At 67.7% G+C, this 26,930-nt stretch carries 22 protein-coding genes and 3 pseudogenes; 12 read left to right on the top strand and 13 right to left on the bottom strand.

Going from position 1 to position 26,930, the window contains the following annotated elements:
• Positions 1-499: 499 nt before the first annotated feature.
• Positions 500-1,591 (top strand): annotated as a pseudogene (locus ACT2CW_RS47775) (integrase core domain-containing protein).
• 180 nt (positions 1,592-1,771) lie between these two features.
• On the opposite strand, the pseudogene mobF reads toward ACT2CW_RS47775, so the two are convergent.
• Positions 1,772-2,758: pseudogene (gene mobF, locus ACT2CW_RS47770) on the bottom strand (MobF family relaxase).
• A 281-nt stretch (positions 2,759-3,039) separates the two neighbouring features.
• On the opposite strand from mobF, the gene ACT2CW_RS47765 reads away from it, so the two are divergent.
• The 3 genes from ACT2CW_RS47765 to ACT2CW_RS47755 all read left to right on the top strand — a co-directional run bounded on the left by ACT2CW_RS47765 (position 3,040) and on the right by ACT2CW_RS47755 (position 6,482).
• Positions 3,040-4,287, top strand: coding sequence for a cytochrome P450 (locus ACT2CW_RS47765; protein WP_445521125.1), 1,248 nt, complete (start codon positions 3,040-3,042; stop codon positions 4,285-4,287).
• 53 nt (positions 4,288-4,340) lie between these two features.
• A complete protein-coding gene (locus ACT2CW_RS47760; RefSeq protein WP_445521124.1) occupies positions 4,341-5,246 on the top strand; it encodes a PDR/VanB family oxidoreductase in 906 nt (301 codons plus the stop codon).
• A 774-nt stretch (positions 5,247-6,020) separates the two neighbouring features.
• The gene (locus ACT2CW_RS47755; RefSeq protein ID WP_445521123.1) at positions 6,021-6,482 is read left to right on the top strand and encodes a cytochrome P450; all 462 of its coding nucleotides are present in this window, start codon (positions 6,021-6,023) and stop codon (positions 6,480-6,482) included.
• Between the two features lie 95 nt (positions 6,483-6,577).
• Here the strand turns inward: ACT2CW_RS47755 and ACT2CW_RS47750 are convergent, their stop codons facing one another.
• A complete protein-coding gene (locus tag ACT2CW_RS47750) occupies positions 6,578-6,841 on the bottom strand; it encodes a LysR substrate-binding domain-containing protein (protein ID WP_445521122.1) in 264 nt (87 codons plus the stop codon).
• Between the two features lie 2 nt (positions 6,842-6,843).
• Positions 6,844-7,512: a LysR family transcriptional regulator gene (locus ACT2CW_RS47745; RefSeq protein WP_445521121.1), complete on the bottom strand. Its 669-nt coding sequence runs from the start codon at positions 7,510-7,512 to the stop codon at positions 6,844-6,846.
• A 140-nt stretch (positions 7,513-7,652) separates the two neighbouring features.
• On the opposite strand from ACT2CW_RS47745, the gene ACT2CW_RS47740 reads away from it, so the two are divergent.
• On the top strand, positions 7,653-8,285 hold the full coding sequence (locus ACT2CW_RS47740; protein ID WP_445521120.1) for an alcohol dehydrogenase catalytic domain-containing protein: 633 nt from the start codon (positions 7,653-7,655) through the stop codon (positions 8,283-8,285).
• 17 nt (positions 8,286-8,302) lie between these two features.
• Here the strand turns inward: ACT2CW_RS47740 and ACT2CW_RS47735 are convergent, their stop codons facing one another.
• On the bottom strand, positions 8,303-9,685 hold the full coding sequence (locus ACT2CW_RS47735; protein WP_445521119.1) for an IS1380 family transposase: 1,383 nt from the start codon (positions 9,683-9,685) through the stop codon (positions 8,303-8,305).
• Between the two features lie 260 nt (positions 9,686-9,945).
• Here ACT2CW_RS47735 and ACT2CW_RS47730 point away from each other — a divergent pair, with 260 nt between their 5' ends.
• Positions 9,946-10,131: a hypothetical protein gene (locus ACT2CW_RS47730; RefSeq protein WP_445521118.1), complete on the top strand. Its 186-nt coding sequence runs from the start codon at positions 9,946-9,948 to the stop codon at positions 10,129-10,131.
• Positions 10,112-10,855: a recombinase family protein gene (locus tag ACT2CW_RS47725; protein WP_445521140.1), complete on the top strand. Its 744-nt coding sequence runs from the start codon at positions 10,112-10,114 to the stop codon at positions 10,853-10,855. Before ACT2CW_RS47730 ends, ACT2CW_RS47725 begins: the two co-directional genes overlap by 20 nt.
• Before the next feature lie 42 nt (positions 10,856-10,897).
• Here ACT2CW_RS47725 and ACT2CW_RS47720 read toward each other — a convergent pair whose 3' ends face one another.
• On the bottom strand, positions 10,898-11,095 hold the full coding sequence (locus ACT2CW_RS47720; RefSeq protein ID WP_445521117.1) for a hypothetical protein: 198 nt from the start codon (positions 11,093-11,095) through the stop codon (positions 10,898-10,900).
• Between the two features lie 100 nt (positions 11,096-11,195).
• Between ACT2CW_RS47720 and ACT2CW_RS47715 the strand changes: the two are divergent.
• Both ACT2CW_RS47715 and ACT2CW_RS47710 read left to right on the top strand, forming a co-directional pair.
• Positions 11,196-11,357, top strand: a pseudogene (locus tag ACT2CW_RS47715) (hypothetical protein); the annotation flags it as partial.
• A gap of 80 nt (positions 11,358-11,437) precedes the next feature.
• The gene (locus ACT2CW_RS47710; RefSeq protein ID WP_445521116.1) at positions 11,438-13,348 is read left to right on the top strand and encodes an aldehyde dehydrogenase family protein; all 1,911 of its coding nucleotides are present in this window, start codon (positions 11,438-11,440) and stop codon (positions 13,346-13,348) included.
• A 335-nt stretch (positions 13,349-13,683) separates the two neighbouring features.
• Here the strand turns inward: ACT2CW_RS47710 and ACT2CW_RS47705 are convergent, their stop codons facing one another.
• The 3 genes from ACT2CW_RS47705 to ACT2CW_RS47695 are packed head-to-tail and all read right to left on the bottom strand — an operon-like array spanning position 13,684 to position 16,595.
• Complete coding sequence (locus tag ACT2CW_RS47705) at positions 13,684-15,153, bottom strand: hypothetical protein (protein WP_445521115.1); 1,470 nt, start codon at positions 15,151-15,153, stop codon at positions 13,684-13,686.
• A complete protein-coding gene (locus tag ACT2CW_RS47700; RefSeq protein WP_445521114.1) occupies positions 15,150-15,827 on the bottom strand; it encodes a VOC family protein in 678 nt (225 codons plus the stop codon). The genes ACT2CW_RS47705 and ACT2CW_RS47700 overlap by 4 nt, the downstream gene beginning before the upstream one ends.
• Before the next feature lie 12 nt (positions 15,828-15,839).
• Positions 15,840-16,595 (bottom strand): maleate cis-trans isomerase family protein, encoded by a 756-nt coding sequence (locus ACT2CW_RS47695; RefSeq protein ID WP_241787943.1) that lies wholly within the window; start codon positions 16,593-16,595, stop codon positions 15,840-15,842.
• 98 nt (positions 16,596-16,693) lie between these two features.
• Between ACT2CW_RS47695 and ACT2CW_RS47690 the strand changes: the two genes are divergently transcribed.
• Together ACT2CW_RS47690 and ACT2CW_RS47685 are read left to right on the top strand one after the other, a co-directional pair.
• A complete protein-coding gene (locus ACT2CW_RS47690; protein ID WP_445521113.1) occupies positions 16,694-18,202 on the top strand; it encodes an FAD-dependent monooxygenase in 1,509 nt (502 codons plus the stop codon).
• Positions 18,177-19,919: an AMP-binding protein gene (locus ACT2CW_RS47685; RefSeq protein WP_445521112.1), complete on the top strand. Its 1,743-nt coding sequence runs from the start codon at positions 18,177-18,179 to the stop codon at positions 19,917-19,919. Before ACT2CW_RS47690 ends, ACT2CW_RS47685 begins: the two co-directional genes overlap by 26 nt.
• A gap of 562 nt (positions 19,920-20,481) precedes the next feature.
• Here ACT2CW_RS47685 and ACT2CW_RS47680 read toward each other — a convergent pair.
• The 5 genes from ACT2CW_RS47680 to ACT2CW_RS47660 all read right to left on the bottom strand — a co-directional run bounded on the left by ACT2CW_RS47680 (position 20,482) and on the right by ACT2CW_RS47660 (position 25,887).
• Complete coding sequence (locus ACT2CW_RS47680) at positions 20,482-21,033, bottom strand: AMP-binding protein (protein ID WP_078559506.1); 552 nt, start codon at positions 21,031-21,033, stop codon at positions 20,482-20,484.
• A gap of 536 nt (positions 21,034-21,569) precedes the next feature.
• Positions 21,570-22,529 (bottom strand): 3-hydroxyacyl-CoA dehydrogenase NAD-binding domain-containing protein, encoded by a 960-nt coding sequence (locus ACT2CW_RS47675; protein ID WP_445521111.1) that lies wholly within the window; start codon positions 22,527-22,529, stop codon positions 21,570-21,572.
• A 24-nt stretch (positions 22,530-22,553) separates the two neighbouring features.
• On the bottom strand, positions 22,554-24,050 hold the full coding sequence (locus tag ACT2CW_RS47670; RefSeq protein ID WP_037959764.1) for an aldehyde dehydrogenase family protein: 1,497 nt from the start codon (positions 24,048-24,050) through the stop codon (positions 22,554-22,556).
• 14 nt (positions 24,051-24,064) lie between these two features.
• Entirely contained in the window at positions 24,065-24,946 is an 882-nt protein-coding gene (locus ACT2CW_RS47665; RefSeq protein WP_138911752.1) for an alpha/beta fold hydrolase, read from the bottom strand.
• Positions 24,943-25,887 carry a 3-carboxyethylcatechol 2,3-dioxygenase gene (locus ACT2CW_RS47660; protein WP_445521110.1) on the bottom strand — a complete coding sequence of 315 codons (945 nt, stop codon included), beginning with the start codon at positions 25,885-25,887 and terminating at the stop codon, positions 24,943-24,945. Before ACT2CW_RS47660 ends, ACT2CW_RS47665 begins: the two co-directional genes overlap by 4 nt.
• 97 nt (positions 25,888-25,984) lie before the next feature.
• Between ACT2CW_RS47660 and ACT2CW_RS47655 the strand changes: the two genes are divergently transcribed.
• Positions 25,985-26,926, top strand: coding sequence for a LysR family transcriptional regulator (locus tag ACT2CW_RS47655; RefSeq protein WP_445521109.1), 942 nt, complete (start codon positions 25,985-25,987; stop codon positions 26,924-26,926).
• The last annotated feature ends 4 nt before the right edge of the window (positions 26,927-26,930 follow it).

Raw genomic sequence — 26,930 nt, 5'->3', positions numbered from 1 at the left:
ACACCGTCTGCACGTGGAACAGGACATGCGGCCTCGGAACGAGAGAGGGGGAGGCGGTGCGGTGGTGGCGCCGCGGACCAGCGAACCCCAGTGGGCCGAGCCCGGCAAGGCAGTCCCCGGAATGGGCCGTTGACATTTCACGCGGCGGAAAGTGCGAGGTAAGGCGACGAGGAAGAGGAAGAATGGCCCGCAGTGAGGAGCCCCTGCGAAGTGCGCGGTGGAATCGTCCTCCGACCGGGTGAGATTTCCCGGCCGCTGCGTCGGCAGCTCGTGGGTCCGGTACGCCGTGACCTGGCGGATCGGCGATGGTGTGCCGCGCTGTCCTCGCTCATAGCCCGATCGCGCCGGGGCGGATGTGCCTTGGACGCGGTCACCAACCTTGCGGGTGCCGATAAATCATCCACGCAGGTCGGGAGCCTGATCACGGATCTTCGACTCTCCTTGTCATTCGCCCCAAGCGCTTCACCCGCACTGGGCCCCGGCGGCATCATGATCTGTTGTGCTCCTGCGCCTGGCCTACCTAGCCACGACCAACGCCCTGGCGTTCCTACGCCTCCTGCCGATGAGCGACCGAGACAAGGACATCGAGATCCTCGTACTCCGGCACCAGTTGCTGGTCCTGCAGCGTCAGGCCGGCAAGCCGAGCTTCACCGACAGCGACCGTGCCGTCCTGGCCGGCCTACTCCACCACCTCTCCAAAGACAGACTGCGGCACCTTCTGCTGCTGGTCCGCCCCGAGACGGTGTTGCGCTGACATCGCGAACTGCTACGACGGCGCCATGCCGTGACCTGCATACCCAGGCGACGTGGACGCCCGCGCACCTTCCGGTCGATCCGCGCCCTGGTCCTGCGCCTGGCCAGGGAGAATGTCTCGTGGGGGTATCGCCGGATCCACGGCGAACTCGCAGCCCTGGGGATCAAGGTCGCCGCCTCCACGGTCTGGGAGATCCTCCGCGATCATGGCATCCCACCCGCGCCCGAACGGCAGAGCACCACCTTGGGCCGACTTCCTCCGCGGCCAGGCCGAGGCCCTTCTCGCCTGCGATCTTTTCGAAGTCCGCACGCTGACGGGGGCGCGCCTGTACGTCTTTGCTGTCATCGAGCACGCCACCCGTCGCATCCGGGTCCTCGGCGCCACGGCACACCCCACTGCGGAGTGGATCGTGCAGCTCGGACGCAATCTCCTCATGGACCTCGAGGACGCGGACAGCAAGGCGAAGTTCCTCATCCGCACCGCGATTCCAAGTTCACAGCCGCCTTCGATGCCCTGATGACCGATGCCGGTCTCAAGGTCGTCACCACCGGCATTCGGATACCACGGATGAACTCGGTCATGGAGCGCTGGATACAGACCTGCCGCAGGGAACTCCTTGACCGGACCCTGATCTGGAACCAGAGCCACCTCCTCCACGCCCTGCGCGAGTACGAATTCTTCTACAACGAGCACCGCCCGCACAGAGCCCTGGAACAAGCCGCCCCATGCCGCCCGCTACCCACACCCATCACCCAACAAGCCCAGCTCACCCACCTGGAAGTCCACAGACGAGACCGGCTCGGCGGAACGCTCCACCAGTACCAGCACGCGGCCTGAGCTGCGCGGATGATTTATCGGCACCCGCAACGTCATCGGTCCGCAGCATCGGAGACTGGCTGTTGTCGATGACCTTGCTCGCCCATGCGGTCGCGTCCTGCCTGAGCATCTTGGTGGCCTTGTGACGCCACTCGGTGGTGAGGTCGGCCAGCGACCGCACCTGCTTCTCCGGCCTGGTCGTCAAAGTGGCTTGGGCACGGAGCCGGATAACCGTGGTGTCGAGGGCTGACGGCCGAGCTTGGCGACGTACTCGGCAATCAGCCGGTCCTTCTCGATCTCGATGTGCCGCGAGCGCGACGAGAACTCAGCGGTCAGCTCCTCCGGAACTCCGGCGATGTCCCAGGCGGGGTTGCGGTCACGGCCCATGTCCCGGGCCTCCCACTCCACCCCGAAGGCTCGGGTCATGTGGTCGGCGAAGATCGCCTCGTGCAGCTCCGACAACGCGACCGTCACCGCATGGAGAGGCCGGCCGTCCAAGGCCCGCCACTTGCCGTCCTGCACGGTCATCACCTTGTTCGAGATCACCACATGGGTATGCAGGTGCGGGTCCGAGGAGCGCGAGTCGTAGTGATGGAACGCGGTCGCGGCCACCCCGAGCACGTCGACCTGGGCGACCGCGCCGTCGCCACCGTTCGACCCGACCCGGGTGGCTGCAACCTCCCGCTCGATGAACGCAACCGCCGCATGATGGGCTTGCGCGATCAACTCCTGCGTCCGCCACCGCCCACAACACCGACGCGGACTTCGGGATGCTGAACGTGAAGTCGTACCCGGCCACCGGGCGCCGTGTCCCGCGTGCGGTCTCCTCGGTCTCGATCCGCGCAACCTCCCGCGCCTTGGCCGCTGGCCCCAGACTCGGGTCGAGGTCAGCGGTCCGGTGTTCGATGCGCTCGGCCACCGGCGTATAGGTCCGGTACTCGGTTCCCAGCGGCTCGCCGGTCACCGGGTCACGTCCCATCCCCACCAGGAGCTGGAGCTGGCTTCTGAGACCTGATCGCCGGTCTTGATCCGGCCACCTCCGAGAGCACTCAACCCTGAGCCGAGCCACCGCCCCGGAGGGTTGCCTGCTTCGGCGTAGTAGCGCGTCAGCGGCGTGGACAGCGAGCGATCACCGTCGCCGGCGGCGATCGACCGCAGCAGGTACTTGTAGCCGTCCCCGGCCGACATCACCCGCATCGAAACCGTCACCACGACCACCGCCTTCCTAGCCGTCAGGTGGACCGCGCCCGCCACTCGGCGCCGGGCCTCAGCCGGGCGCCGACACCTCGGTTGCAGGACACGTGAGCCAGATCCGAGCATAAGAAATTTGCTATGAGGGCATCGACTGATTGGTCTTTGAGTCGATACCTAGCCCTGCCATAGTGTGATAGCGAGCACAGTTGGCGTGGTGCGGGACGCACTCCCAGCTCGCTCCTCATGTTGAAGAACCATTGAGAGTGAGATCGCCGATGTCCACGACCGACGCAACTGCCAGCGTCGCCTTTCCTGTCGACCTGACCGATCCAGAATTCCTGGCCGGCACGCGCGACGAGCCCTATCGACGTCTTCGTGAGTCGGGCTCGGCTCTGCCGCTCGCCATGGGCCCGGGCGACCCGGCTTACATCGTCAGCAACTACGACGACGTGCGCACCCTCCTGCGGCTCCCCGAGGGCCGCGTCCAGCCTCTGGGTCTGTCGGCGCCGCCCTGGATTCAGGGGGCGGCATTGGAGCGCCTTACTGCCAACTTGGTCCAGACCGACGAGCCTGTCCACAGTCGCCTGCGGAATGTGGTCGGGCCGATGTTCATCCCCCGTCGAGTCGAGCAGTTCCGGGAGTTCGCCACAGCGTCGGTTGCGCGTGCAATGGCTAACGTCCGCGAAAAGGACGGGATCGTCGACGCCGTCCAGGCTTTGGGCATCGACATTCCCCGTGGCGTGATCTGCCGGTTCCTGGGAATCCCCGAAGACGACTGGCAGCGCCTCACCGAGAACCAGCATGAGTTCCTGCTCATCTTCTCGCCCGCACCTCTCGACGATGGACAGCGAGCCCGGCTGGAAAAGATCACGACGTTCTATCTGGACTACTTCGAGACTTTCCTGGCGGACACCCCCCGCGAGGACCACAGCCCTTACGTCAAGCTCCTACTGGACGCTGAGGACGCCGGAGATCTCAACCACGTCGAGGTCCTGTCTCTCATGCACACGGTCCTCGACGCCGGATACGAGACGACTCGAACCTCGATCACCAATCTTGTCGAGGTGCTTGCCCAACAGCCTGAGCTGTTCGAGCGGCTACGGGCCAAGCCAGAGATCGCGCCCGCTGCCGTCGAGGAGCTCCTCCGGCTCCGCACCCCGGTGCACGTCCGCGAGCGTTACCTGCCAGAAAACTTCACCGCTTCAGATGGCACCGTGCTGCCTGCCGGAGCGCATGTGATACTCATGATCGCCGCCGCAAACCACGACGATGGCAAGTTCGCCGAGCCCGACCGACTGAACCTGGAACGGGACAACGCAAAGGACCACCTGGCGTTCGGTGGTGGCATGCATCACTGCCTCGGCGCGCCCATCGCGCGCATCCAGTTGCAGGAGACTCTGCGTGGCCTCATCGAGAACTTCGAATCGATCGAGCTGCGCCAGCCGGGACAACGGTTCCCCGACCTCGTCTTCCCAGCCCTGCTTACCCTTCCCGTCACGCTTCACGGGGCGGCCAGCTCGTGAGGCCGAGGCACCAATCGCACGAGGACCTGAAACTGCGGGTAGCCGCGAAGACGATGCTATCGACGGCCGTGGTGGGACTGACCCTCGTCAGCAACACCGAGGACGAGGTCTTGCCTGCGTGGCAGCCCGGCGCCCACATCGATATCCAGTGCGGCACCGAGCACCGACGTCAATACTCGCTGTGCGGCGATCCCTCCGATGCGACCAGCTACCGCGTGGCGGTACTACGTGAGGGAGGAGGCCGAGGTGGCTCCCTCTATGTCCATGACCGCATCGAGGCAGGCGACGCGTTGCACGTATCGGCCCCACGCAACAGCTTCACGCTCGAGCCAGCGGCCCGCTACCTGTTCATCGCCGGCGGGATCGGTGTGACGCCCCTGTTGCCGATGAGCGCTGCAGTCGACCGGCAAGGCAAGGACTGGACGTTGGTCTACGGTGGGCGCACCCGTTCCAGTATGGCCTTCGTCGAGGATCTGGCCCGCCACGGTGACCATGTCCGTATCCACCCCCAGGATGAACAAGGGCTGCTGCCGCTTGACGAGCTGCTGTCGACCCCGGTCGAGGGCACGGCCATCTATTGCTGCGGACCGTCACCGCTCCTGGACGCGGTAGCGGCGATGAGTTCACACTGGCCGGCGGGCTCTCTCCATGTCGAGCACTTCAGCCCCAAGCCGCTCGATGCGGAGACCGAACGAGGGTTCGAGGTCGAACTCGCGCGTTCGGGAGGCTCGTATCACGTCCCTCACGACAAGACGATTCTCGAGGTCCTGGCTGAAGCCGGTGTCGAGATCAGTTCGTCGTGTGAGGTGGGGACCTGCGGCACCTGCGAGTTGACGATTCTTGAGGGCACACCCGACCACCGCGACTCCGTGCTGACTCCAGAAGAGAGGGCGGAGGGAACGTTTATAATGCCCTGCGTCTCGCGGGCTCTCTCGGAAAGGCTCGTGCTGGATCTCTGAGCCGAGCACACCAGGGCATCTGTACCTGATGGTGCGAACTTCGCAACATGAATCCATTGGAGGACCAGACGACCATGCCCGATGACGTGACGATGCCGCGTTGCCCTGTTCACGAGTGGGTGTGACAACTGACGGCCGATCAGTTGGACAATGACACCGATCAAGCTCTTTGCGCGGCTGCGCGCTGAGGAACCCATCGCGTGGGTGCCCTCCGTCCATGCTTGGGTGGTCAGTAGTTGGGACTTGTGCACCCAGATCGCTGAGGACGCCGTCGGGTTTCCTGGCGGAACCAGTCGGAAGCGCGTGTGTTCGGTACTCCGTTGATCCTCGGTGCCGAAGGCGACACACTGCTCGATCTGTGCACCGCCGTCCGCGCGCAGCTCTTGCCCCGCGTATTTCGCGACCGTCTAGAGACTCGCATCAGACCGCTGGCTCGTGAGCACTGCGAGCGCTTCCTCGCCGAGGGAACCTCTGGTGATGTCATGCACGACTACTTCGAGCCGGTCAGCGTGCTCAGCGTCGCCGACGCACTGGGTTTCGACGCTCTGTCTGCCGAGACTCTGCAGCGCTGGTTCCACACGATGGCGGGAGCCGCGGTCATCACCCCGAACGCCGACGGCGGCTTCGACGATCCCCACGCGTTCGATGCGACGGACGGGGTCCGCGAGGAGGTGCGTGAGCTACTAGCGAGGTTGCGCGCCGCCGAGCACGCCGCGCCGTCGGACGGACCCGTCTCGCAACTTTTCCGCGCCGGTATGCCGGACGGCGAGTTGCGTGAGCCTGCTACCGACGATCTTGGTGATCTTACTCAGAGGGCTTCAGGAGCCTGGACACGCCTACGGCGCGGCGCTGCTCGGCCTGGCCTCAATGCCCGGTCAGCTCAGTCGCGTGATCCAGGACCCGACCCTGATCGGACGCGCAGTCTCGGAGGGGATGCGGTGGATGAGCCCGCTGTATGCGGGCGCCTCACGAACCGCCGCGTACGACGTGGTGATCGGAGGCCAGCAGGTTCGTGCCGGCGACCGCCTGTGGCTCGCCTACGGCTCCACCAACAGTGACGAGGCTGAGTTTGAGAATCCTCTGGCCTTCGACCTGGATCGCCCGAAGCATCCGAATCTCGCGTTTGGCACCGGCCGGCACAGTTGTGTGGGGAGTGCTTATGCGCCTGCCGTGGCGCGCATGGTCTTGGAGGAACTGTTCCGGGCTGCGCCAGAAATCGCGCTGGATGCCGCGTGACCGCCTGAGCCGCGTGGTTGGATCCTTCGCGGGGCGCGTGAGTTCCGTGTTGTCTGGTAGGGAGACGGAGGCCCCAGGATGGGCCGCCGGGGTTCTCACACTGCGTTCCCTCCTCTGTTGTCGGTGGTCGAGCCCAGCGCGGCGGTCAACCTCTCATGCGCGATCTCTTGGAACCGCGAGAGGACATGATCGCGACGGCGGACCATGACCACGGGTTCGTGCAAGTCCAGCCCTTCGACGTCGATCATTCGTAGTGAGTCATCGTCCGCGTCGAGCACGTAGGTTGGCAGCAGTGTGACCCACCGGTGCGCTCGCACCGCCTTCAACATCGACGCGGCATGACCGAGCCGGATGACCACGTTCAGACCATCGAGGACTCCCGCGCCTCGCATTGGGAATCGATCTCCTGGTTGTAGGCGACGTCGGTCGGGACGCCGACGAAGGGCAACATGCCCAGTTCAGCGGTGGTGACGGTCGTGCCGGCCGGAGGGCCCTCAGCGCTGGCGATCAGCCTCATCGAGTGGCTCGCGAGGTGCTCGACACTCAATGTCGTGGGGATCACCTGCTCATGCCAGGTGATGATCGCCATGTGGGCTTCGCCGTTCTCGACCATGAGCAGTGCTTGCCCGGGCTCCGCGGTGTGCAGGACGATGTCGACGCCGGGGCGTTCAGCCCTCAGGGCTGCCAGGAGAGGCGCAACCACATAGGTGCCAATGCCAAGGCTGGCGACGACTACGAGGCGCCCTGCCCCTCCGATCGCCAGCTCCTGCACATCGCGGCGGACGCTCGTCCCTCGAGACAGAGTCTGCTTGGCCCACTCGTAAGCACGATCACCCGCCTCGGTGGTCCGCAAGCGGCCCGCGTTCCGGGTGAACAGGGGCGCACCGAACCACTCTTCAAGAGATCGGATCTGCGCGGACACGGCGGGTTGTGCGACCAGCAGACTCTCGGCGGCGCGCGTGACCCCGCCGGTCTCGACGACGAGGCAGAAGATCTCAAGACGCTTGAATGAAAGTTGAGGGATGGCCACCCCACTACATAAGCACATTGTTATGTGGCACCAACAGATTTCGTCTTAGCCGTCTGAGTCTCTCGGTTCTAACATCTCACACGCCGCAACCTCGTCCAGTCTGCGCGTCGTCCCTCGCCCTTCGACCCCGGGAGACATCGGTGTCCAACCGTGGCATTAACGTCCAACTCCGCACGCTCATCCATCGCGATGGCGTGATCGAACTGTCGTTCGTGCATTCAGAGCCGCCCGAGCCAGACGACGACGAAGTGGTGATCGCCATCGAGGCCGCACCGATCAACCCCACCGATATGGCTTTCATGTTCGGCGGCGTCCAGATGCCTCAGTTCTCCTCCTCGGGTGCCGGCTTCGCTCGACGCAGCACTGCGACACTGCCGCCTGCACGTCTGTCCGGTCTAGCAGGGCGGTGGAATCGGAGCCTGCCCACAGGGTCCGAGGGAGCGGGATTGGTCGTGCGCGCGGGATCCTCAGCAGCGGCAAGCGCTCTGCTTGGCCAGCGGGTGGCTACCTTCAGTGAAGGCACATTCAGTCGGTATTGCGTCGCAAAGGCGTCGAACTGCATTGGGCTTCCCCCCGACATCTCGGCAACCGAAGCGGCGTCGGCCTTCCTCAACCCGCTCACGGCACTAGCCTCGATCTTTCGTGATTGGCCGTCAGCTCTTGCTGGCGGCCGATTTGCGTTCGGCGGTGTTTTTGGGGTGTGGCGGCGGCCCGACTGTCGCGTCGGGTGGGCGCCGGGTTCCACGGCTCCGGTGGGGCGGTACTCCTCGTAGGGACGGGAACGTGCTGGTCAGCCGGGGTTCGGAAGGGCTGCGAGTCGCTGGATAGCCGCTGTGATCACATCGGTCCAGGGCCAGTGGCGGGCGAATCTGAGGTGCCGGCGGCGGGCGGTGGTGACCAGGTGGGCAGCGGCGGAGAGCAGGCGGAGCCGCAGACGGCGGGGCTCCCAGAGCCGGGCGGTGCCGGTCAGGGCGAGCATCGGCATCCAGGCCAGCAGGTCCAGGGCGATCTGGACGATCTCCAGCCAGATCTGGTTCTGCGCGCTGTCGTGCAGAGGCAGGTTGCGCAGGCCGGTGGCGCGGGCGGCGCGGATGCGGTCCTCGGCCCGGGCCCGCTGGCGGTGCCGCAGCTCCAGCCGGGCGATCTTCTGGCCGGTGGTGTTGGTGGCGAAGCAGGTCAAACGCAGCCCGTCGGCGTCGGTGAAGCGCAACTGAGCGCCCGGGTGCGGGCGTTCCTTGCGGACGATCAGCCGCATCCCCTTGGGCCAGCCCTTCAGACAGTCGCTGCTGGCGTCGAGTTCGGCCACCCAGGCACCGTCGCGGACCTCGCCGTCCGGCTCGACGGCCGGTGTCCACGCGGACGCGGGGACCTTCAAGACCGCCTGGTGGATGCCGTCGGTGATGGTCATGCCGACCGAGTACGACAGCCACCGGCCGCGGGCGGAGAGCCAGGCCACGAACTCATGGGTGCCACCGCCGGAGTCGGTACGGATGAGTGTCCGCCGACCACGTCGATGGTGTTTGGGCAGCTGGGCCAGCGCGAGTTGGGCCGTGGTGACGTGGTCGGCGGCGGTGTTGCTGCCCGCGTTGCCGGCTCGCAGCAGTCCCGCGACCGGCTCGCCGCTCCCGCCTTGGCCGTAGTCGACGAAGCCCATCAGCGGATTGTGCCCGAAGGTCTTCTTCCAGGTCGCAGCGGCGTCCTGCTTCTCCGAGTGCGCCAGCACAAGCACCCCGTCCAGGTCCACGATCACCTGCCCGTCGGCATCCGGCGCCGAGGAACCAGCCAACTTCCACATACGTTGGCGCACTTGGGCTCGCGCGGCCCGGATCGCGCCCAGGGCTCTGGCTCCGGCCCCGGCCAGGGTGTCGACCATGCGGGAGACCGTCGGATCGGAGGCCACCGCCCCGAACAGGCCCGGCTCCGCTCGCAGCATCCCGACGTCGGCCAGGCAGTCACCGCCTAGCGCGACCGCGAGAGCCACATCCAGCAGGATCTTCCCTGGATCATGCACCGCACGTTGCTTCCGCCACGGCGTCAGGGCCGCCGATATCGCCTGGTCCAGCCCGGTCTTGCGGACCGTCTCGACCAGCAGCACACCACCGGCCTGGCTGACCACTGCACGACCGCCGCCCTCAACGCGGACACACGGATACGACCCGATACGCTTCTTCACCTGAGGAGTGCAGCTTTCTTGACGACGACCAGGACCCTAGACAAGTCCCATCGTCCCAGGTCAGAGGCACTCCTCACCTTTTTGATCATGCCAGAGCCGCCGCCCGGCAGGAAGCGCTGCTCGCCGCCGTCGCTCAGTTGACCAGCGCCCTGGCCGACCACCGGCGCCAGATGTGGGACCGTGAGAATTTACGACTGACCGGGGCTGGGCCGAGCCTGTATCAAGAATCCCGGAAGTTGAGTCACGCCACCCGGAGCGCAATGACCGTGCCACTCACCACTGTCTGCGTGCTCTCTCCGGCCCTCAGGCCCGCTGCCGAGGAGGCTGCGCGGGCTGTTTACGCCATCCGCGATCTTCCGGACCACGACACTCTCAACGCCGTCCGCAGGACCGCCACGGAAGCAACCGACCGCCTGATCGCCGCCGCTGGCCACGAACTCGCCTGACGGTCACACCGCTGTTCCATCGTACCGAAGCCGTCCTTCGACCCGAAGGCTACTCACGGGTACTTGTCACCTGGTTCGCCGCTCGTTAACGGCACCCCAACTCAAGCGCCTCGCCCGCAACGCCGCCGACCTGATGACGCTATCCGCCCAGCTCCAGGGCGCCGGCGTCCAGCTCGAACTCCTCACCGGCCCGCTCACCGGGATCTACGACCCCAACGGCATGGGCGCCATGTTCTTCGCGGTCCTCGCCGCCGCACAGATCGAGCACAACTACATCCGCGAGAAGACCCTGGAGGGCCAGGTCACAGCCGCCGCGAAGGGCAACCACGGCGGACGCCCGAAGGTCATCGACGACGACTCCCTCCTCTTCGCCCGCGCACTCAAGGACAAGGGCGTCCCCGTCCCCGAGATCGCCAAGAAGCTGACCATCAAGACCGGCAAGAACGCGGGCAAACACCCCTCGGTCACCTCGCTGTACCAGGCGCTCGCCGAGGACGAAGACACCGCCGGGTCCGACGAAGCACAGATCATCGGTCCCCGCCGTCCGGTCCGCGCCCGCATTGCCGGGCCCGGCAGCGTCAGCGACCCGGCGCTGACGGAACGGCTCACCACGCAGGTCCTCGACGGCGGCACCGTGCCGAACGACCTGGCCCGCCAGGCCGAAGGCAGCTCCGACGACCTGGTGGCCCAGCTGCTCGCTCAGGCCCGGAACGGCGAACGGTAGGGGAAGCCCAGCAAGATCAATCTCACCGGGATTTTCTGTACCTCAACTACTCACACCCGTAGCCGTAGTCGAGCGGCCCGCCGAGGTCTCGGGCCAGCGGGCGGGCGTTTCAACGACATCGGGCCGTACATCCAGGCCTGCTTCCAGCAGCGGTACGGAGGTATCCGGCTCGACGGTGAGTCGGTGTGCCAGGGCGGTGCCTGCGGCGCCCGAGCCGACGACGATGACGTTCGGGTGCAACTCAACCTCCTGGGATCGAGGGTGGTCAGATGATCCCCGTTTGGCTCCCTGACGTCAATGAATAATATTATTTAAGATTGTCAAATCTTCGAAGGTGAGGATGGCGATGGCCAGAGACCTAACCGGAGCTGCGGGTCTCCCCGTGGACAACTGGATCAACGGGCGGAGGAGTACGGACGGCCCAGTGCACGAATCGATCGACCCGTCGACCGGCGAGGCGGTGGGCACCTTCCACTCCGCGGGCCGGGCCGAGGCCGAAGCCGCGATCACGGCCGCGCGCACCGCGTTCGACACCACGGACTGGTCTCGGGCTGCCGCGCCGCGCGCCAAGGCGAATACGAGTTGGCGAACAACCTGGCAGCACGGGCGGACGATCTCGCGACCATGCTCTCCCGGGAGAACGGCAAACTGCTGCGGGAGACGACCTGGGAGGTCGCGCTGGCGGTGGACTGGCTGCGTTACAGCGCAGCCTCCGCGCTGACCCAGGTTGCCGGACGTGCTGCCGAGCCCACGCCTGGCCTGTACTTCCAGTCGGTCCCCGAGGCCGCGGGCGTCGCCGGGATCATCTCGCCCTGGAACTCACCCATCGTTCTCACTGTCCGGGCGATCGGACCCGCCCTCGGCGCCGGATGTACCGTCGTGGTGAAGTTGCCCGGCCAGACCGCGCTGACCAACGCTCTGCTGGGCGAAGTCGTCGAGGAGACCACGTCGGTCCCGTCCGCCGTGGTCAGCCCGCTCACCGAGGCGGGCAACGAGGTGGCGCCGCTACTCCTCTCCTCGCCCGCGGTGGACGTGGTGAGCTACACCGGGAGCACCGAGGTGGGGCGAGCCATCGCTGCGGCCGCGGCACCGACGGTCAAGCGCTTGAGCCTCGAGTTGGGCGGCAAGACCCCGCTGATCGTGTTCGACGACGCCGACATCGACTCCCTGCTCCCGCTCCTGGTCGGGGCCTGCACCCTGATGAATGGGCAGTTCTGCGTCACCGGGTCAAGGGTCCTCGTGCACCGCGCGGTGGCTGACGAGGTTCGCGCCAAGCTCTCCGCCTCGTTGCAGTCGGTCCAGGTGGGGCCAGCGAACGACCCGGCCAGCCAGCTGGGCCCGCTGATTGACAAGGCCGCGGTCGAGAGGGTCGACAAGCTGGTCGAGGAGGCGACTTCGTACGCGAAGGTGCTCGTCCGCGGCGGGCCGCTGGAGGACCCCGCACTGGAGGCGGGCGCGTTCTACCGGCCGAGCCTGCTGGAGATCGAGGAGCTCAACGCCCCGCTGGTGCAGCAGGAGGTCTTCGGCCCAGCCCAGACCTTTGAGGTGTTCGACGACGAGGCGGACGCGATCCGGCGGGCGAACGCCACGGATTATGGGCTCGCGGCGTCGGTGTTCACCAGGAACGACCTCCCTCTTGTCCGGCCGGACATGGTCGTGGCGCGAAGCGGTGACGCCTCCCCACCGACGTCGGGACCCTGCCGGGATAGATCGTGGGCGGGCGCCGCTCGCTGCAGCGGGATTGGGGGGAACTATCCTGGCCTCATGACTCGGACGAAAAATTCTGAACGCTCAGGAAAGGCAAAGGGTCCTACGAATCGGCGTGGGCTGGTCGAGAGCGAGATCTACGAGCACGCCACTCGCCTGTTCGCCGAGAAGGGTTTCGCGAGCACCACGCTGCAGGATATCGCCGACGCCCTCGGCGTGACCCGGCCGGCCGTCTACTACTACTTCAAGACGAAGGAGGCGATTCTCGCGCGCCTGGTCGGCGAGATCACCCAGACCTCCGCCGCGGACGTGCACGAGATCGCCGATCGTAGCGACCTCGCCCCAGCCGAGCGGCTGCGCCGGATGACCCGGTTGAACGTCTCCCGAATCGCCGCCCAGGCCGCACGGTTCAGGCTGCTCGTGAAGTCCGAGTCCGAGCTGCCGGAGGAGATCTCGCACGCTCACCGAGAGGCCCGCCGAGAAGTCCTGTCGGCGTTCGTCCGAGTCGTGCAGGATGGCATCCGGTCTGCGGATTTCCGCCCCATCGACGCCCGGACGGGCGCCCTCGGGGTCATCGGGCTCTGCAACTGGGTCGCCTGGTGGTATCACGAGGGCGACGACACCGACGCCGTGGCCGACACACTCGCCGAGATGGCAGTGGCCAGCCTGCGCCGTGCCGACGAGCGGCTGCCCCGAGAGCGTGGTACGGACGGGGCGATCGCATTGCTCCGCGAGGACATCGATCATCTCGAGCAATTGCTCGCCGACCAGCGCAAAGGAGGCTAACGCTCCGTCATGATCTGTGCGGCACGCGCGATCCTGCCGGATTTCTAGATAGGTGCTGCGCCGGCAGACGTTCTCAATCACGTAAATCTCCTTGTCTGTCGGCTCCCTCGATCCGGCGAGCAGTGCCTGCCGCAGCCGCGATCTGACCGGGCGATAGCCCACACAGCACGTCCAGTCCGAGCCGGGTCTGGTGCATCAGGCCCGACGACGCACGGGCGCGGCCTCAGCGATGGGGCTGGTGCGGGCATTGCAGACGTCGACTCCGCAACGGAAGCTGACACGGCCAGGCGGGCGGTGAGACTCCCTCGTGGACGAGGACGATCTCCACGTCGGTCTCAGGCCAGGGGAAATCTCTTCGCCAGCCAGCCGCCGATCTCGGCGGCGGCCAGGGAGGCACCCGTCGGTTCGCCCTTCGCGATTGGGCCACCGAAGTGCGTGCCCGCCACACGAGTGACTGTGAGGTCGCGCGCACCCAGCGCCGCCGACATCTCGGTGATGTCACTCGGGAAGCACGCTTGGTCGCCGGAGAGCTCCACGAGCAGCGTCGGGGCGATGACCCCGGGAGCCGCCCGCACAAAGCCGGCGTTGCTCGACAGAGCCGACCACGTTGACAACCACGCCTCCGGGGTTACCTGGCGGGCGAATCCGACAAGCCCGTAGTTGGTGAGATCGGGCCTACGCCCGAACAACGAGCCGTACGGCCGGTCGTTCGGGTCGAGCGAGAGATCGACACAACGCAGATCCGCGTCCGTTCGGTAGATCGTCATCAGGCGGGGAGCGATCGCCCGCCGCCGATCGGTAGTCGCATCGCCTCGGCGGGCCTGCGCAGCCTCAGCGACCCGCTCGCGCGCCACCACGTCGAGCCGCTCGACCCGGGCCAGTTGGGCGGCGCGGTAGCGGTTGACGAACTCGGGGGGGTAGTGCGAGCTCTCCGGTGGCGGAGCGAACCCGTTGGCCGAGGCGAACGGATTCAACTCGGGGTCGACGGAGAGGGGGTCCTGCTCGTCCTTGATCGAGGGGTCGATCATCCGGGACAACAAGATCCCCTGCCCGGGGTGCGGTGCCATGAAGACCGCCCCGTCCGCTGAGGGCAGTGTGGCGTCGACGAGCCCTGACGGGCGGCCCGCTGGGGTCGTAGCCACGCGATGGTCACCGACCAGGCCCGCCTGCTCGTGGTAGTAGGCGTAGAGAGCGCCACCACCCGAGTGCCCGAGCGTGACGATGTATGCGAAGCCGCGGTCGCGCAGGAATGAAAGGCCGGCGGCGAGATCGAGCAGCGCCTGCTCGTGCACGAGGGCGATGTCGTTGTTGACCGAGCGGGTGCCCTGTGTCCAGACCGCCGCGCCACGTGCCAGCAGCTCCGAAACCAGCGGGTGGTGTGTGACGTCCTGGCGGGGGTGAGCGAGACACACGACAGTCTCCGCGCCGGGCACGGTCCGCAGGACGCCGTCGACGGAGGCGCCGTCCGCGGTCGTCAGCCGGTGCAGGGAGATGACGGTGCCTGCCGGGGGCTCGGCGACCGGCAGGTGACGACCGGCGCCGAGCCGCTCGGGGCTCACCTGGGGCTTCACGCGCAGCGCGTCCTTGTCCCACTGAGTGATGATCGCGCCACCTCCGGTGCCCGCCACGCACGAGTACCAGACAGCGTGGCGCATTCCGGTAGCCCGCCGGTCGATCGTGAGTTCGGTGTCCGTGGACAGCTCGAAGTAAGGCCCGACTGTGCGGATGTTGACCGCCGCGATCGCCTCGGCCTGCCGAACCAGTCCTTCGTTCTCAGGCACGTCGAGCACGTAGAGCGTGATCATGAAACCTTCCCGGTCTGCTGGGCTGCGGACTGCTCGGCGGACCAGGCCTCGGCCTTGGCCACGATAAGCTGGGCCTTGCGGGCGACCAGCGCGGCCATCGAGGGGTTGGGCTCTGCGACGACGTCGAGGAGGGCCTCGATCGTCAGCTGGGCGTCCAGGTCCTCCTGAGGGAGTACCGGACGCAGGGCGCGGGTTATCTCGAACATGTAGCCGTTCGGGTCGTGGGTGTAGATCGACTCGATCGTCTCGTGCTGCAACTGCAGCTCGACCGGCCACTCGCTTGCGTCGAGCCTTCGCCGGTACTCGAGGAGGTCTTCCTCGGAGTCGACGTGCAGGGCCAGGTGGCGGGAGCGCACGAAGTAGTCCGGCACGTCGGGGCCGAACCGCGCGTAGACGTCGCCCTTCGCCGCAGCAGGACCCTCGGGTGCGGCCCCGCCCGCGACGTCCCGTTCCAGACCGAAGTAGTAGAAGAACGCGATCCGGTCGTCGTTGCCGATGTCGAAGAAGAAGTGGATGAAGTCGGGGTGATTTTCAGGGCCCCAGCCCGCGGCGCAGATCGAGTGCACCACGGGGAAGCCGAGGACGTCTCGGTAGAAGCGGACCGTGCCCGCAGGGTCGAAGGTCGGGAAGGCGACGTGGTCCACCCCTCGGGCCAGGTGACGCAGCTCGGACATGGTGATCTCCTCTCAGGCGTTAAGCGGGGCGCGGGAGCCGAGCAGGCTCCCCGCTCCGGGCAGGACGGGCGCGAGGCCGAGAGCGCGCAGCACGCTGAAGGCGCCTGCGGTCGCTGCCGACAGCACCGGAAGGCCGAACTCCTCCTCGGCCGCCGCGATCAGATCGAGCGAGGGCATCTGCACACAGCAGGAAAGCACCAGGGCATCGACATCGCGCAGGTCGAGCGAGCGAGCGGCCCGCATGATCTGGGCACCTGGGATGCACCCGACCTCGGCGTTGTTACCGACGCCGAGGTTGCGCCGGTCGGCCACCTCGACGCCCGCGCCGCCCTCGGCAACCGGCGTGCGCAGGTATTCCACGACCTGTTCGGCGAGCGGAGTGAGGTAGGGCATGACGAGTGCGACCCGTCGGGCCCGAAGCTCCTGGAGAGCCTCAACCAGCGCACCCGCGCTGCTGCGCACCAGCGTCTGCGAGCCCCCCGTCGACAGTTGTTCGGCGACCAGCGACTCGACCCGGGTGTGCTCGCCGGGGCCGCCCGCCATCAGGGCGACGAGGCAGGCGTACAGCAGTACGTCCGGACCGGCGTCACCGAGTTCAAGGACGCAGCGTTCGCGCTGTGCGTTCATGGCCGCCAGCTCGGCAGCGGACACGGCGCGCATTCGCATCCGTGAGGAATGGAACGAGAAGCGAGCGTGCTCGTGGCGCCCCAGGAGGGCCGGCAGCTCCGTCTCCACCGTGATGTTCGAGCTCGGGACGACCAACCCCACGCGGTGAACTCTCACCCGTGACACCTCCGGCGGTAGATTGACATCAGTGCAAGTAATTCTACATTATTGAAAGTGATGTCAGGTGGAAGAGGAGTCAGGTGAGCGAACGGCGGGTGGCCGTCATCGGGGGCGGCCCTGGAGGGCTCTACGCGGCCGTGATGATCGGTCTCACGTGCCCGGACCATGAGGTCACGGTGTACGAGCACAACGCTGACGGGCAGACGTTCGGGTTCGGGGTCGGGCTGACGGCCAGCACTCTCAGCAGTCTGGACGCGGCCGACCCGGTGTCGGCGGCGGCGATCCGCCGGACCGGTCATCTGGGCCGCGGCCTGGATATGCGGGTCGGAGCGGGTGTGGTCCTCGATGGCGGGGACAACATCGCCATCGGACGAGCCTCTCTGCTGGAGATCCTCCGTCGGCGCGCCCTCGAGGCCGGCGCGAGGATAGAGAACGCTCATGTCGAGGTGTCCGACCTCGACGCGGACCTCGTGATCGCTGCAGACGGGGTGCGCAGCGCCACCCGTGAGAAGCTGGCGGCCGAGTTCGCCGCCCGGGTCGACCTGGACGATGCTCTCTACCTGTGGGCGGGGGCGGACTTCGCCCTGGACCGGGCAACGTTCCTCCCGGCGCGCACACCGCACGGGGTGTTCGTCGTCCACGCCTACCCTTACGGACCGAACCGGAGCACGTTTTTGGTCGAGACTGACGACGCGACCTGGCGACAGGCCGGGCTCCAGACCACGGACGCGCGTACCCCGGGCGACTCGTCGGACGAAGAGAGCCTTGACTACCTCTCCGAGGTATTCGCGCACATCCTCGGAGGCCGACGGCTGCTGGGCAACCGGACCCGCTGGCAACGATTCGCGACCATCAGCTGCGGACGCTGGCGGCACAACGGCGTGGTGCTGCTCGGCGACGCAGCACACACCGCCCACTACTCGATCGGCTCGGGGACCAAGCTCGCGATGGAGGATGCCATCGCGCTGGCCGCGGCGCTGCGTGGCGAGACGGACAACGCGACGGCGCTGGCCCGCTACGAGAGCGAGCGCCGCCCCCGGGTCGAGCGGTTCCAACGGATTGCGGAGCACAGCCACCTTTGGTGGAAGGTCTTCCCGCGCCGGCTCGACCTCGCTCCGGCCACGATCATGTCATCGTTCATGACCCGGGCCGGGAATATCACCGTCGACGGTTTCGCCACCCTGCACCCGGACGTCGTCGCGGATGCCACCGAGGCGTTGACTGGCAGCAGGCCGACAAACGCACAGGCCGGTGAGCCGGACGCGCTCGCCGATCTGGTCCTGGAGGACCGCACGGTCACGGAACTGAGCAACGACACCGCGATCGTGCCCACGGGGCCGATCGCCGACGTCTGGGGAGCCGACGGCGCGGCGGTGGTCGAGCGAGCACGCGGGCTACAGGCCCACGTGCTATGGCTCGAGGACCGCGACGCCACGGCGCGCGCGGACGTCCTGAGCCGCTGCGCCCTGGCCGAGCGGCTCCGTCTCGACCTCGGCGCCACCGTTGGTGTCGACGTGCCTCGGTCTGCCCGGACCGACGCAGTCGGCGCCCTGCTCGCCGGTCGTGTTGATCTCGTCCGCTTCCGCTGACCACTGGCTGCAGATCCAAGGAGGGATCATCGTGGTTCACATCGGACTCACGACTCGCGCCCCTGAGCTCGTCGACCAGTACCGCCTGGCCGGTGCGTGGCGGGCCGAAACACTTGCGAAACAGTGGCAGCGCGTCGCGGACGCCCACCCGGATCGGGAGGCCGTCGTCGCCCCGGACGGACGGCTGAGCTACGCCGATCTATCACTCGCGAGTGACCGGATCGCCGTCGGCCTCCTGGACCAGGGACTCGTCCCCGGCGACCGGGTGATCGTGCAGAGCGCCAACTCTGTCGGCACCGTTTCGGCGTGGTACGGCCTGCTGAAGGCAGGGCTGGTGCCGGTGTGCACGCTTCCGGCTCATCGACACCATGAAATCGAGGCGATTGCGCGGCGGGCCGGAGCCGCGGCGCACCTGGTCCAGGAACAACCGCGGTTCGACGTGCATAAATTCGCCGAGGAGATGGCCGCGGCGGTGCCCACCCTGCGGGTGCGGCTCACGCTCGGGGCCAGCCGAGACACGGCAGGGACCAGGATCGAGGACCTCGCCGGAACCGGGGACCCCCAGGCCGCGCGGGCACGGGTCGAGTCCATCCAGGCGGCCCAGAACCCGGACGACATCGCCGTCCTCCAGCTCTCCGGCGGCACTACCGGGACCCCTAAGCTGATTCCGCGGCTGCACCACGAATACTGGTACAACGCTGCGCGGTACGCCAAGGTGCTGGGCTGGGACGTCGACGCCCGGGTTGCCCATCTGCTGCCAATCATCCACAACGCCGGAATAGTATGCGGCCTGCACGCCCCGCACAGCGTGGGAGCCACCGCTATCCTGCTGCCCCCCGATCCCAAGGTCGTCCTTCCCGCCGTGGCAAAGGAACACGTGACCGACCTGATCGCGGGTACCCCGATGGCCGCGTTGAGTGTGCCGCTGCTGGAGCGCGGGGAGTATTTGAAGCGGGTCATCCTCTCCGGTTCCAAGCCCCCCGAGGGCATGTTCGAGGCATTCGAGGCTGCCGGGGTGTGGGCTGGACAGCTCTACGGCATGGCCGAGGGCTTGTTCACCGTCACCCCACTCGACGCACCCCGTGCTGCGCGCCGGCACTCCGTGGGAGTCCCGATCAGCGAACTGGACGACGTTGTGATCCTCGCGCCGGGCACCGAGACCGAACTCCCGGACGGCGAGGTCGGCGAGTTGTGTGTCCGCGGTCCGTACACGATCACCGGCTACTTCGATGTCCGACCGGAGCCGGAAGCCGCGGAGACAATCGCGCACAACGCCCGAGCCTTCACCTCCGACGGGTTCTACCGGACCGGCGACCTGGGCATGGTGTGCTTCGAGGAGGGCTACCGCTGCTTCTCCATCGAGGGCAGGCTGAAGGACGTCATCGACCGAGGAGGCGAGAAGATCAGCGTCGACGAGCTCGAGTCCCTGCTGATGGGGTACCCGAAGGTCGCAGAAGTCTCCGTGGTCGCAATGCCGGATCCGCGGCTCGGGGAGCGCGGCTGTGCGTTCATCGTTCCAGTCCCAGGCGCCACGCCAAATCTGCTCGACCTGCAGGAGTACCTCGCGGGCCGCGGGGTCGCGAAGTTCAAGTGGCCCGAACGGGTGGAACTGGTCGAGGCACTGCCCCGTACACCAGTAGGCAAGATTGACAAGAAGGCGATGCGAGCCAGCATCACGACGCGGCTCGAAGCCGAAACACACGCGGCCACTGGCTGACCAGTCGGGCCGTTGACAACCACTACAACGCCACCATGACGACTACGCGCGATCTAGGTCCATCTTCAAACGGATCTTGCCCAGAGCAGGAATGACGCGAGTGTGACCGCTGCTTCGTAGGGGGTGGCGGTCTTTTCGTATCTGGCCGGGGTTTCGATGTTCACGTAGGCGCGTCCCCTGTCGGCTGTAGAGCATTCGACGAGTCGCTGCCGCCTCTCAGGACGGGGCCGAGCAGGAGCTGTCTCTTGGTGCCCACCTCGTCGTCCCAGGGTTCGGGGTTCAGCAGTGCGCTGTCGAGATGAGGGTGCTCGGCCGGGTGTTCTCCCGGTTGTAGGAGCAGCAGCAGCCGCAGGTCGGGTCTCGCCGAACGGTTCAGCGTCGTGGCTGTCCGCCCAGACCAGCACGCAGGGGGCGGGCCGGTCAGCGCCGACTACGATCACGTCGCGCGACCGACCTCCGCCGCGGGCGGGCAGATCGGCGCGGATTCCGCTGGTGTCGGCCAGGTGCCGTTGGCCAGCTCGGAGTCATCGGCGATACCGCCGGTGGAGCGCAGCCCGCGCGCTCAGGAGCTTCGCGGTCGACGAGTTCGCCCGTCTCGCCCGAGCGATACCAGCCGTCCGTGGTGAACGCCGCCCGGCTCTGCTCGGGCTGTCCCCAGTACCCGGCCGCGACGCGAGGCTCGCGGACCAGCAGTTCGTACGTGCCCGCGACGGACCGCAGCGCGATCTCGACCCCGGGGCAGCGGCGTGCCGATGCAGCCCGGACCGACTCTGTGTGCGTGCGCCATGGTCGCGTCGGGGCCTATCTCGGTTGAGCCCCACCCGGTCACGATGAAGACCGGACGTCCGCGCACCATCGCCGAGACGTCCGACGGCCGGCAGAAGACACTGGGGTGCATGGCCGCGCTGACACTGAACATGGCGTCGAGGCTGCCGAAGGAGGACGCGTGAAAGGCCGGGTCGGCCTCCAGCGCGGGAAGCAGCGCCGCGAAGCCGATCGGGACCGCTCCGTGGAAGGTGGGCCTGTGGCGGCGGAGGCTTTCGATCGTGACGGCGAGCCGACCGGGCCTGTCGGCGGCCTCGTCGACGTACAGACTACCGCCCTGGGACAGCACAAGGTTGACGTTGGCGTTGCTGCCGAAGGCGTGGTTCCGGCAGCCAGTCGACCAGCACCGGGCGGTGGGCGGTCATGAAGGGCCAGACGTCGATGGTCGGTCAGGCGGTTCGTCGTCATCATCGAACGGGTGCAGGCCACCGGTTTCGGCTTGCCGGTCGAACCAGAGGTGAGAAGGATCTTCGCTGCGGGCTGATATCCTCGGGGGCCGGTCGCGTGGTGCCGTCGTGGGTCGCTTGCCGCAGTTGTCTCACGGCGGAGCGGCGGACGAGGACGCGGGCCGCCAGCGAACCCGCAGGCAGAGCCTGCGCCAGAACGGTCGCACGGGCCGGATCGGCCTGCCTGCCGCGTAGGACCAGGCCGTCCTGCCGATGTCGGCGGCCACCGTGAGGAGGACCGCGTCAGGCGTTTCCGTGACGTACCGGCGCGGCCAGTGCAGGACAGTCGGTGTGGGGGTGCCCGCAGGGATCCGGGACCGCACAACGATGGAGCCGTCCGGTTCACGGCGGCAGCCAACCACCGGCGTCGCGAATACGCTCATGCCCCAGGCGCCACGTCGCGGTCCTGGACGTGCAGCAGTGCCAGCACGTCGACCGCGGCCGCGTCCCGGGCCGCAAGGACGTCGCTGATCGGCCGGTTGCCGAGCACCTCGTCAGCGGCGGCGATCAGCCGGGCACGGACATCCTCGTCGAGACGCGGCGTGCCCAAGTCGGACCACCACCCCTCGATGGTCTGCGCGAACGAGCGCATCGCGCCGCGCATCCCGTCGGGCCCGCCGGCCAGCGCCAGCGAGGTGAGAGGACCCCCGACCAGAAGACGCGGTGTGATGCCGTGCACCACGGCGTCCTCGATGCCGCGCGCGTCCACGACGCCCTCGGCGAGCAGGTGTGTCATCTCCCGCAGCATCGCGAAGGTCAGCCGGTTTGTCAGATAGCCGGGCATTTCACGGTGGAGCAGCACTGGGCGTTTGCCCAGGCTGGTCAGGTGAGCGAGCACGGCGGTGACGACGGCGGGCGAGGTCGCCTTGCCCGCCAGGACCTCCACGAGCGGGAGCGCGTAGACGGGGCTTTGCGGGTGGGCGACGATCAGCCGTTCCGGGTGGTCCATGCCGGCCTGCAGCTCGGTCGGCATGAGCCCGCCACTGCTCGACAGGATCGGGACCTCGGGCGCCACCTCGGCCTCGATGGAACAGTAGGCGTCCTGCTTGGCTTCGACGGACTCGGGGACGTTCTCGTGCACGAGAGCCGCGGTGCCGAGCTCTCCGGCCGGGACCAGCCGGAGCAGTTCCCGTGGCACCGACACGGGCGCCTCGGGCAGGGTGCGGCGGATTGAGGGCCACACCGCGGCGAGGTACGACGTCATTCTCTCGAGCGCGGCGGGTGCCGGATCCACCACCAGCACCGGTCGGCGGCGGGCAAGGTAGGTGGCGGCCCATCCGCCGCCGATCGTCCCCGCGCCGACCAGGCCGATCGGAGCGTGGTTTCCGTCCTCGGGCATGCCTGACTCCTTGTCAAGTGCCTGTCATTGTTGTGGGGCGGCGTCCTCGCGCAGGGAGTCCATGTCCGGCACCGGGCCGGAGCGGGTGAGCAGCGCCTTGCGCCGCAGGAATCGCAGCATGCCGTTGGGCCCCATGCGGGAACCGCCCAGGCCGGAGGCGTTGTAGGAGGTCTTCTCGACGTCGCGCATGATGGTGATGGTCAGGGAGGTGTCCATCAGACTGACCGCACCGGCGCTGATGCGCCGCCCTATCGCCCGGGCCTCTTCCTCGTCACCGGCGATCACCGCGGCGGACAACCCGTAGGCGCTGTCGTTGGCGAGGCGGATCGCTTCGTCGACGCCGTCGTAGGCCTGCACGGGGACGACGGGGCCGAACGTCTCCTCGTGCATGATCTTCATGTCGTGGTCGACGCCGGTCAGCACCGTCGCGCGCATGTAGCGGCCGCCGTCGAGCGTCTCGCTGTGGCCGCCGCAGTGCAGGACGGCTCCCCGGGCCAGTGCGTCGGCCAGGTGCTCGTCGACGATATCGGCCTGCCGGGCATGAATGAAAGGCCCGATGTGGCCGCGCTCGACATCCGGGTGGTTCAGCTCGAGCCGCCGGGCCTGGGCTGTCAGCTCCTCGACGAACGCGTCGTGCACGCTGCGGTCGACGTACACGCGCTCAGTCGCGAAGCAGACCTGCCCTGCGTTGTGGACAGCTCCCTTGAGGACCGCGGCCGCGGCCCGTTGCAGGTCGGCCGAGGCGGTGACGACCGCCGCGTCCTTGCCGCCGAGTTCGAGGAAGGCCGGGATGAAGCGGCGGGCACACGTCTCGGCAACGGCACGGCCGGTGGGCACGCCGCCGGTGAAGCACAGCGCGTCCACCTCGTCGACGATCGCCCGGCCCGTCTCCGGGCCGCCGGCGACGAACTGCAGCACAGCGGCCAATTCGGGCACCTCGGCGATGGTGGCGGTGACCGGCTCGACGAATCGGGGAGTCACTTCGCTCGGTTTGACGATCACAGCACAGCCCGCGAGCAGCGCGGGCACGGCGTCCAGCGTCGCGAGCAGGAACGGGTGGTTCCACGGGCTCATCACACCGAGCAGGGCGTAGGGGTCGAATTCGGTGTCGTAGCTCACCGTGCTGGAGGTGCTCGAGACGCCGTGGAGCCGGGCACCTTCGATGATCGCGGGCGCGGCGTCACACCATCCGCGGATGGAGGAGGCGACCATGTACGGCACCTCGTGGGACACCCGGCTGCGGCCGGTGTCGACCGTCTCGGCGTCTCCGATCGTGGCGGCGTTCGCCTCGATGGCGTCCGCCCAGCGGCGCAGCATCGCCGCTCGGTGATCGATCCCGGCCGCTGACCATGCTGGCTGGGCCGTGCGGAGGCCGGCACACACGCGGGTCACCTCGGCAGGCGCGGGCGGACGGATCAGGTGGTCGACGCGCCCGGTACGGGGGTTGCGGACGGGCAGCGTGCCGTCGCCGACGGTGGTGGCGTCGCTGTCATGGCTGCTCGGAAGCCGGGTCGATGTCACAGGTCTGCGCCCTCTCACTGTCCGAGGAAGTTCAGGACGAGCTCGTTGAACCGGCGATGCCGCTCCCACTGCGGCCAGTGCCCCGCGCCCTCGACCAGCTCGAAACGCCCGTTCGGGAGCTTCTCTGCCATACGCAGCCCGACGGCGGCGGGTCCCGAGGGGTCGTCACTGGTCCAGACCACGAGCGCGGCTGCGGTGATGGCCGCCAGCTCGTCGTCGGTGATCATGTTGCGCGCCCGGACGTCTGCGTCCTGCAGGCACATGATGTTCCGCATCGACTCGGCGAACGGCGGCTGGGCGTAGAGGGTCCGCCGGACGTCGACCAGCTCCTGGGTGACGCTTGCCGGGTCGGCCATCAGCCAGCTCACGCGGGCGCGTATACGCTCGTCGCTCGGGTCGTCGGCTGCGCCCTGGGACAGCGTCCGGATCCGTTCGCGGACAGCCGGGTCGGAGAGCGCACCGCCGGGAGTGTTCAGCACGATTCGGCTCACCCGCTCCGGGTGCGCGTATGCGGTCTTCACCGCGATCCAGCCGCCGAGCGACTCCCCGTTGAGATGTGCCCGTTCCACACCGAGGGCGTCCAGGAGACTGATGAGATGGGTGACGTAGTCCGGTAGTTCGAGCGGCCGCGTCACCGGGGTGGTCAGCCCGTGGCCGGGGTAGTCGTATGCGATCACACGGTAGAGCGCGGCGAGGGCGGGAATGTTGCGTGCGTATGCCTCCAGGTGGCCGCCGACCCCGTGCAGCAGGACCACGGTCTCCTCTCCGGAGCCGGCCTCCAGTACGCGGGTGTTCCATTCGCCGACCTGCACGTGCCGGATCGTCAGGTCCTGCCCGAGCAGAGCGGTCCAGATGCTCGGCTCGTCGGTGATGGGTGCGGGTACGGGGATGGTCATGGATTCCTCCGAGTCTGTGCGGTGGTGATGCCGAAGCCAGCGATCCACTCCGGGATCGGACGGTAGAAACTGCTGCGCACGGTGTAGGAACCGGCGATAGCCAGCGCCGCGTAGCAGGACAGCCAGGTGCGGACCTCGTGGGCCGAACTGCCCGCCTCGGCGGTGATCCAGGCGTTGGTCCAGTCGTCGGTGGCCGCGAGCCGGCCCTCGGCCAGCAGGTCCAGGAAGGCGCGGTCCCAATCCGGGTTCAGTCGTGGCCCCGGCTTGCCGGCCGCGACGGCCAGCCCGGCATCGCGAACCCGGTTCTCGCGTCCGGCCCGCTCCTCAGGTGACGGATTGCGGCCGGCGATCAGCCGGGCCGCGACCTCGGGCGGCGCGCCCTCCAGAAGAGGGAGCGGCGGATCGTGGGAGAGCCCGCCCGAGCCGAGCAGCAGCACCCGCCGGTCGAGCGCGAGCAGGGCACGGCCCAGTGCCTCACCGAGGAGGCGGGTGCGCTGCACGGGGCCGAACGGCACCGCCACGGAGTTGATGAAGACGGGGACCACCGGAGTGGCGTCGATTGCCCCGAACAGCAGCTCCAGGGGCTGCGCGAAACCGTGGTCGACGACCATACGCTCAGACATGGCCAGGTCGATGCCCCCTGCCAGAACCTCCCGGACGACGTGCTGCGCAGCGTCCCGGTCGACCGCTAGTGGGCCTTGCCCCGTTCCGTAGTCGCCGACGGCCTCGGCCACAGTGCCCACACAGAACGGTGGCATCAGGTCATAGAACATACCGTTGTAGTGATCGGGCGCGACCACGACGACCAGGTCGGGCCGGAAGCCCGCGACAAAGGCCCGGGCCTGTGCGAATGCCGAGTCGACTGCGGCCCGGGTGTCGCCGTGCGGCTCGACCGTGTGCATGAGCGGCGAGTGCGACGCCGTAACGACGGCCAGGGGCATGTCGGACCTCCTCGTCATGGGGGGTGGTGCGACGCTACGACTGCCTGCTCATATAGGTCCATGTGGAAATTCGGCATCAGGACTTAACCTTCTTGCTATGAGTGCGTCGTCCACACCGGATAACAGGATCTCCCTGCACAAGCTCGAGGTGTTCTGCAGCGTGGTCGAGCGCGGCGGGGTCCGTCTCGCGGCAGAGGATCTGTTCGTCTCCCAACCCGTGGTTAGCGCTCACCTGCGCTCACTTGAAGAGCGCCTGAAGGTCAAGCTCTTCCAGCGCGACGGCCGGGGCATGAAGCTGACCGAGGCCGGTGTCGAAGTGCACCAGTGGGCTGCCGGGGTGTTGCGCGGGCGCACCGAGCCCGACCGCAGCCTGCGTGACATCTCCCGTGGAGTGGCGGGTCGGGCGTCGATCGGGTCGAGCATGTCCGTGGGCAACTATGTGCTGCCCCGCATCCTGGTGGACTTCCGCAGAGAACACCCGCATGCGTCGATTTCCCTGAACCAGTCGTCCGTGGAGGTCGCACTCGATCGCACACTCGACGGCCGCCACGACTTCGCGGTTGTCGCCACGGACGCCGTCGTCGACGCCAACACCTTCGAGGCCGAGCTGATTGCCCAGCCGCCCTTCTGCCTGGTCACAGCGCCGGATGACGAGCGGATCGGCGACTCGGTATCGGCCGACGAGCTCGGTGCGCTCCCGTTCGTCTGCCCGCCGGCCGGCATGGCGATCCGCCGTAGTCAGGACTCGGCGCTGGCCTCCATCGGGGTCGTGGACCGGCGGGTGGAGATCGAACTGGGCAGCGCCGAGTCCATGAAGGTGGCCGTGCGGGGCGGACTCGGGGTGGCGCTGCTCTGGCGCGAATCGGTGCGCCGCGAGCTGGAGGCCGGCCTTCTGCGCGAGGTACAGATCTTTGGACACACGCTGCACGACAAGCTCTACCTCGTGCAGCGCCGTGGCAAGAAGCTCACAGCTTTCCAATTTACGCTGACGGAAGTGCTCCGGGACGGCATTCACGAGCTGCTGGAGCAGCATTCATAGCTTT

The organism is Streptomyces sp. NEAU-174, assembly GCF_052665095.1.
Note: the sequence above shows the minus strand (reverse complement) of the source record. Positions and strands in the feature narration are given on the sequence as shown.

Coding starts and splice junctions, on each gene's coding strand:
- ACT2CW_RS47765 (WP_445521125.1), top strand. CDS start 3,040: ATGTCCACGACCGACGCAACTGCCAGCGTCGCCTTTCCTGTCGACCTG.
- ACT2CW_RS47760 (WP_445521124.1), top strand. CDS start 4,341: ATGCTATCGACGGCCGTGGTGGGACTGACCCTCGTCAGCAACACCGAG.
- ACT2CW_RS47730 (WP_445521118.1), top strand. CDS start 9,946: ATGACCGTGCCACTCACCACTGTCTGCGTGCTCTCTCCGGCCCTCAGG.
- ACT2CW_RS47705 (WP_445521115.1), bottom strand. CDS start 15,153: ATGATCACGCTCTACGTGCTCGACGTGCCTGAGAACGAAGGACTGGTT.
- ACT2CW_RS47700 (WP_445521114.1), bottom strand. CDS start 15,827: ATGTCCGAGCTGCGTCACCTGGCCCGAGGGGTGGACCACGTCGCCTTC.
- ACT2CW_RS47675 (WP_445521111.1), bottom strand. CDS start 22,529: ATGCCCGAGGACGGAAACCACGCTCCGATCGGCCTGGTCGGCGCGGGG.
- ACT2CW_RS47665 (WP_138911752.1), bottom strand. CDS start 24,946: ATGACCATCCCCGTACCCGCACCCATCACCGACGAGCCGAGCATCTGG.
- ACT2CW_RS47660 (WP_445521110.1), bottom strand. CDS start 25,887: ATGCCCCTGGCCGTCGTTACGGCGTCGCACTCGCCGCTCATGCACACG.
- ACT2CW_RS47655 (WP_445521109.1), top strand. CDS start 25,985: ATGAGTGCGTCGTCCACACCGGATAACAGGATCTCCCTGCACAAGCTC.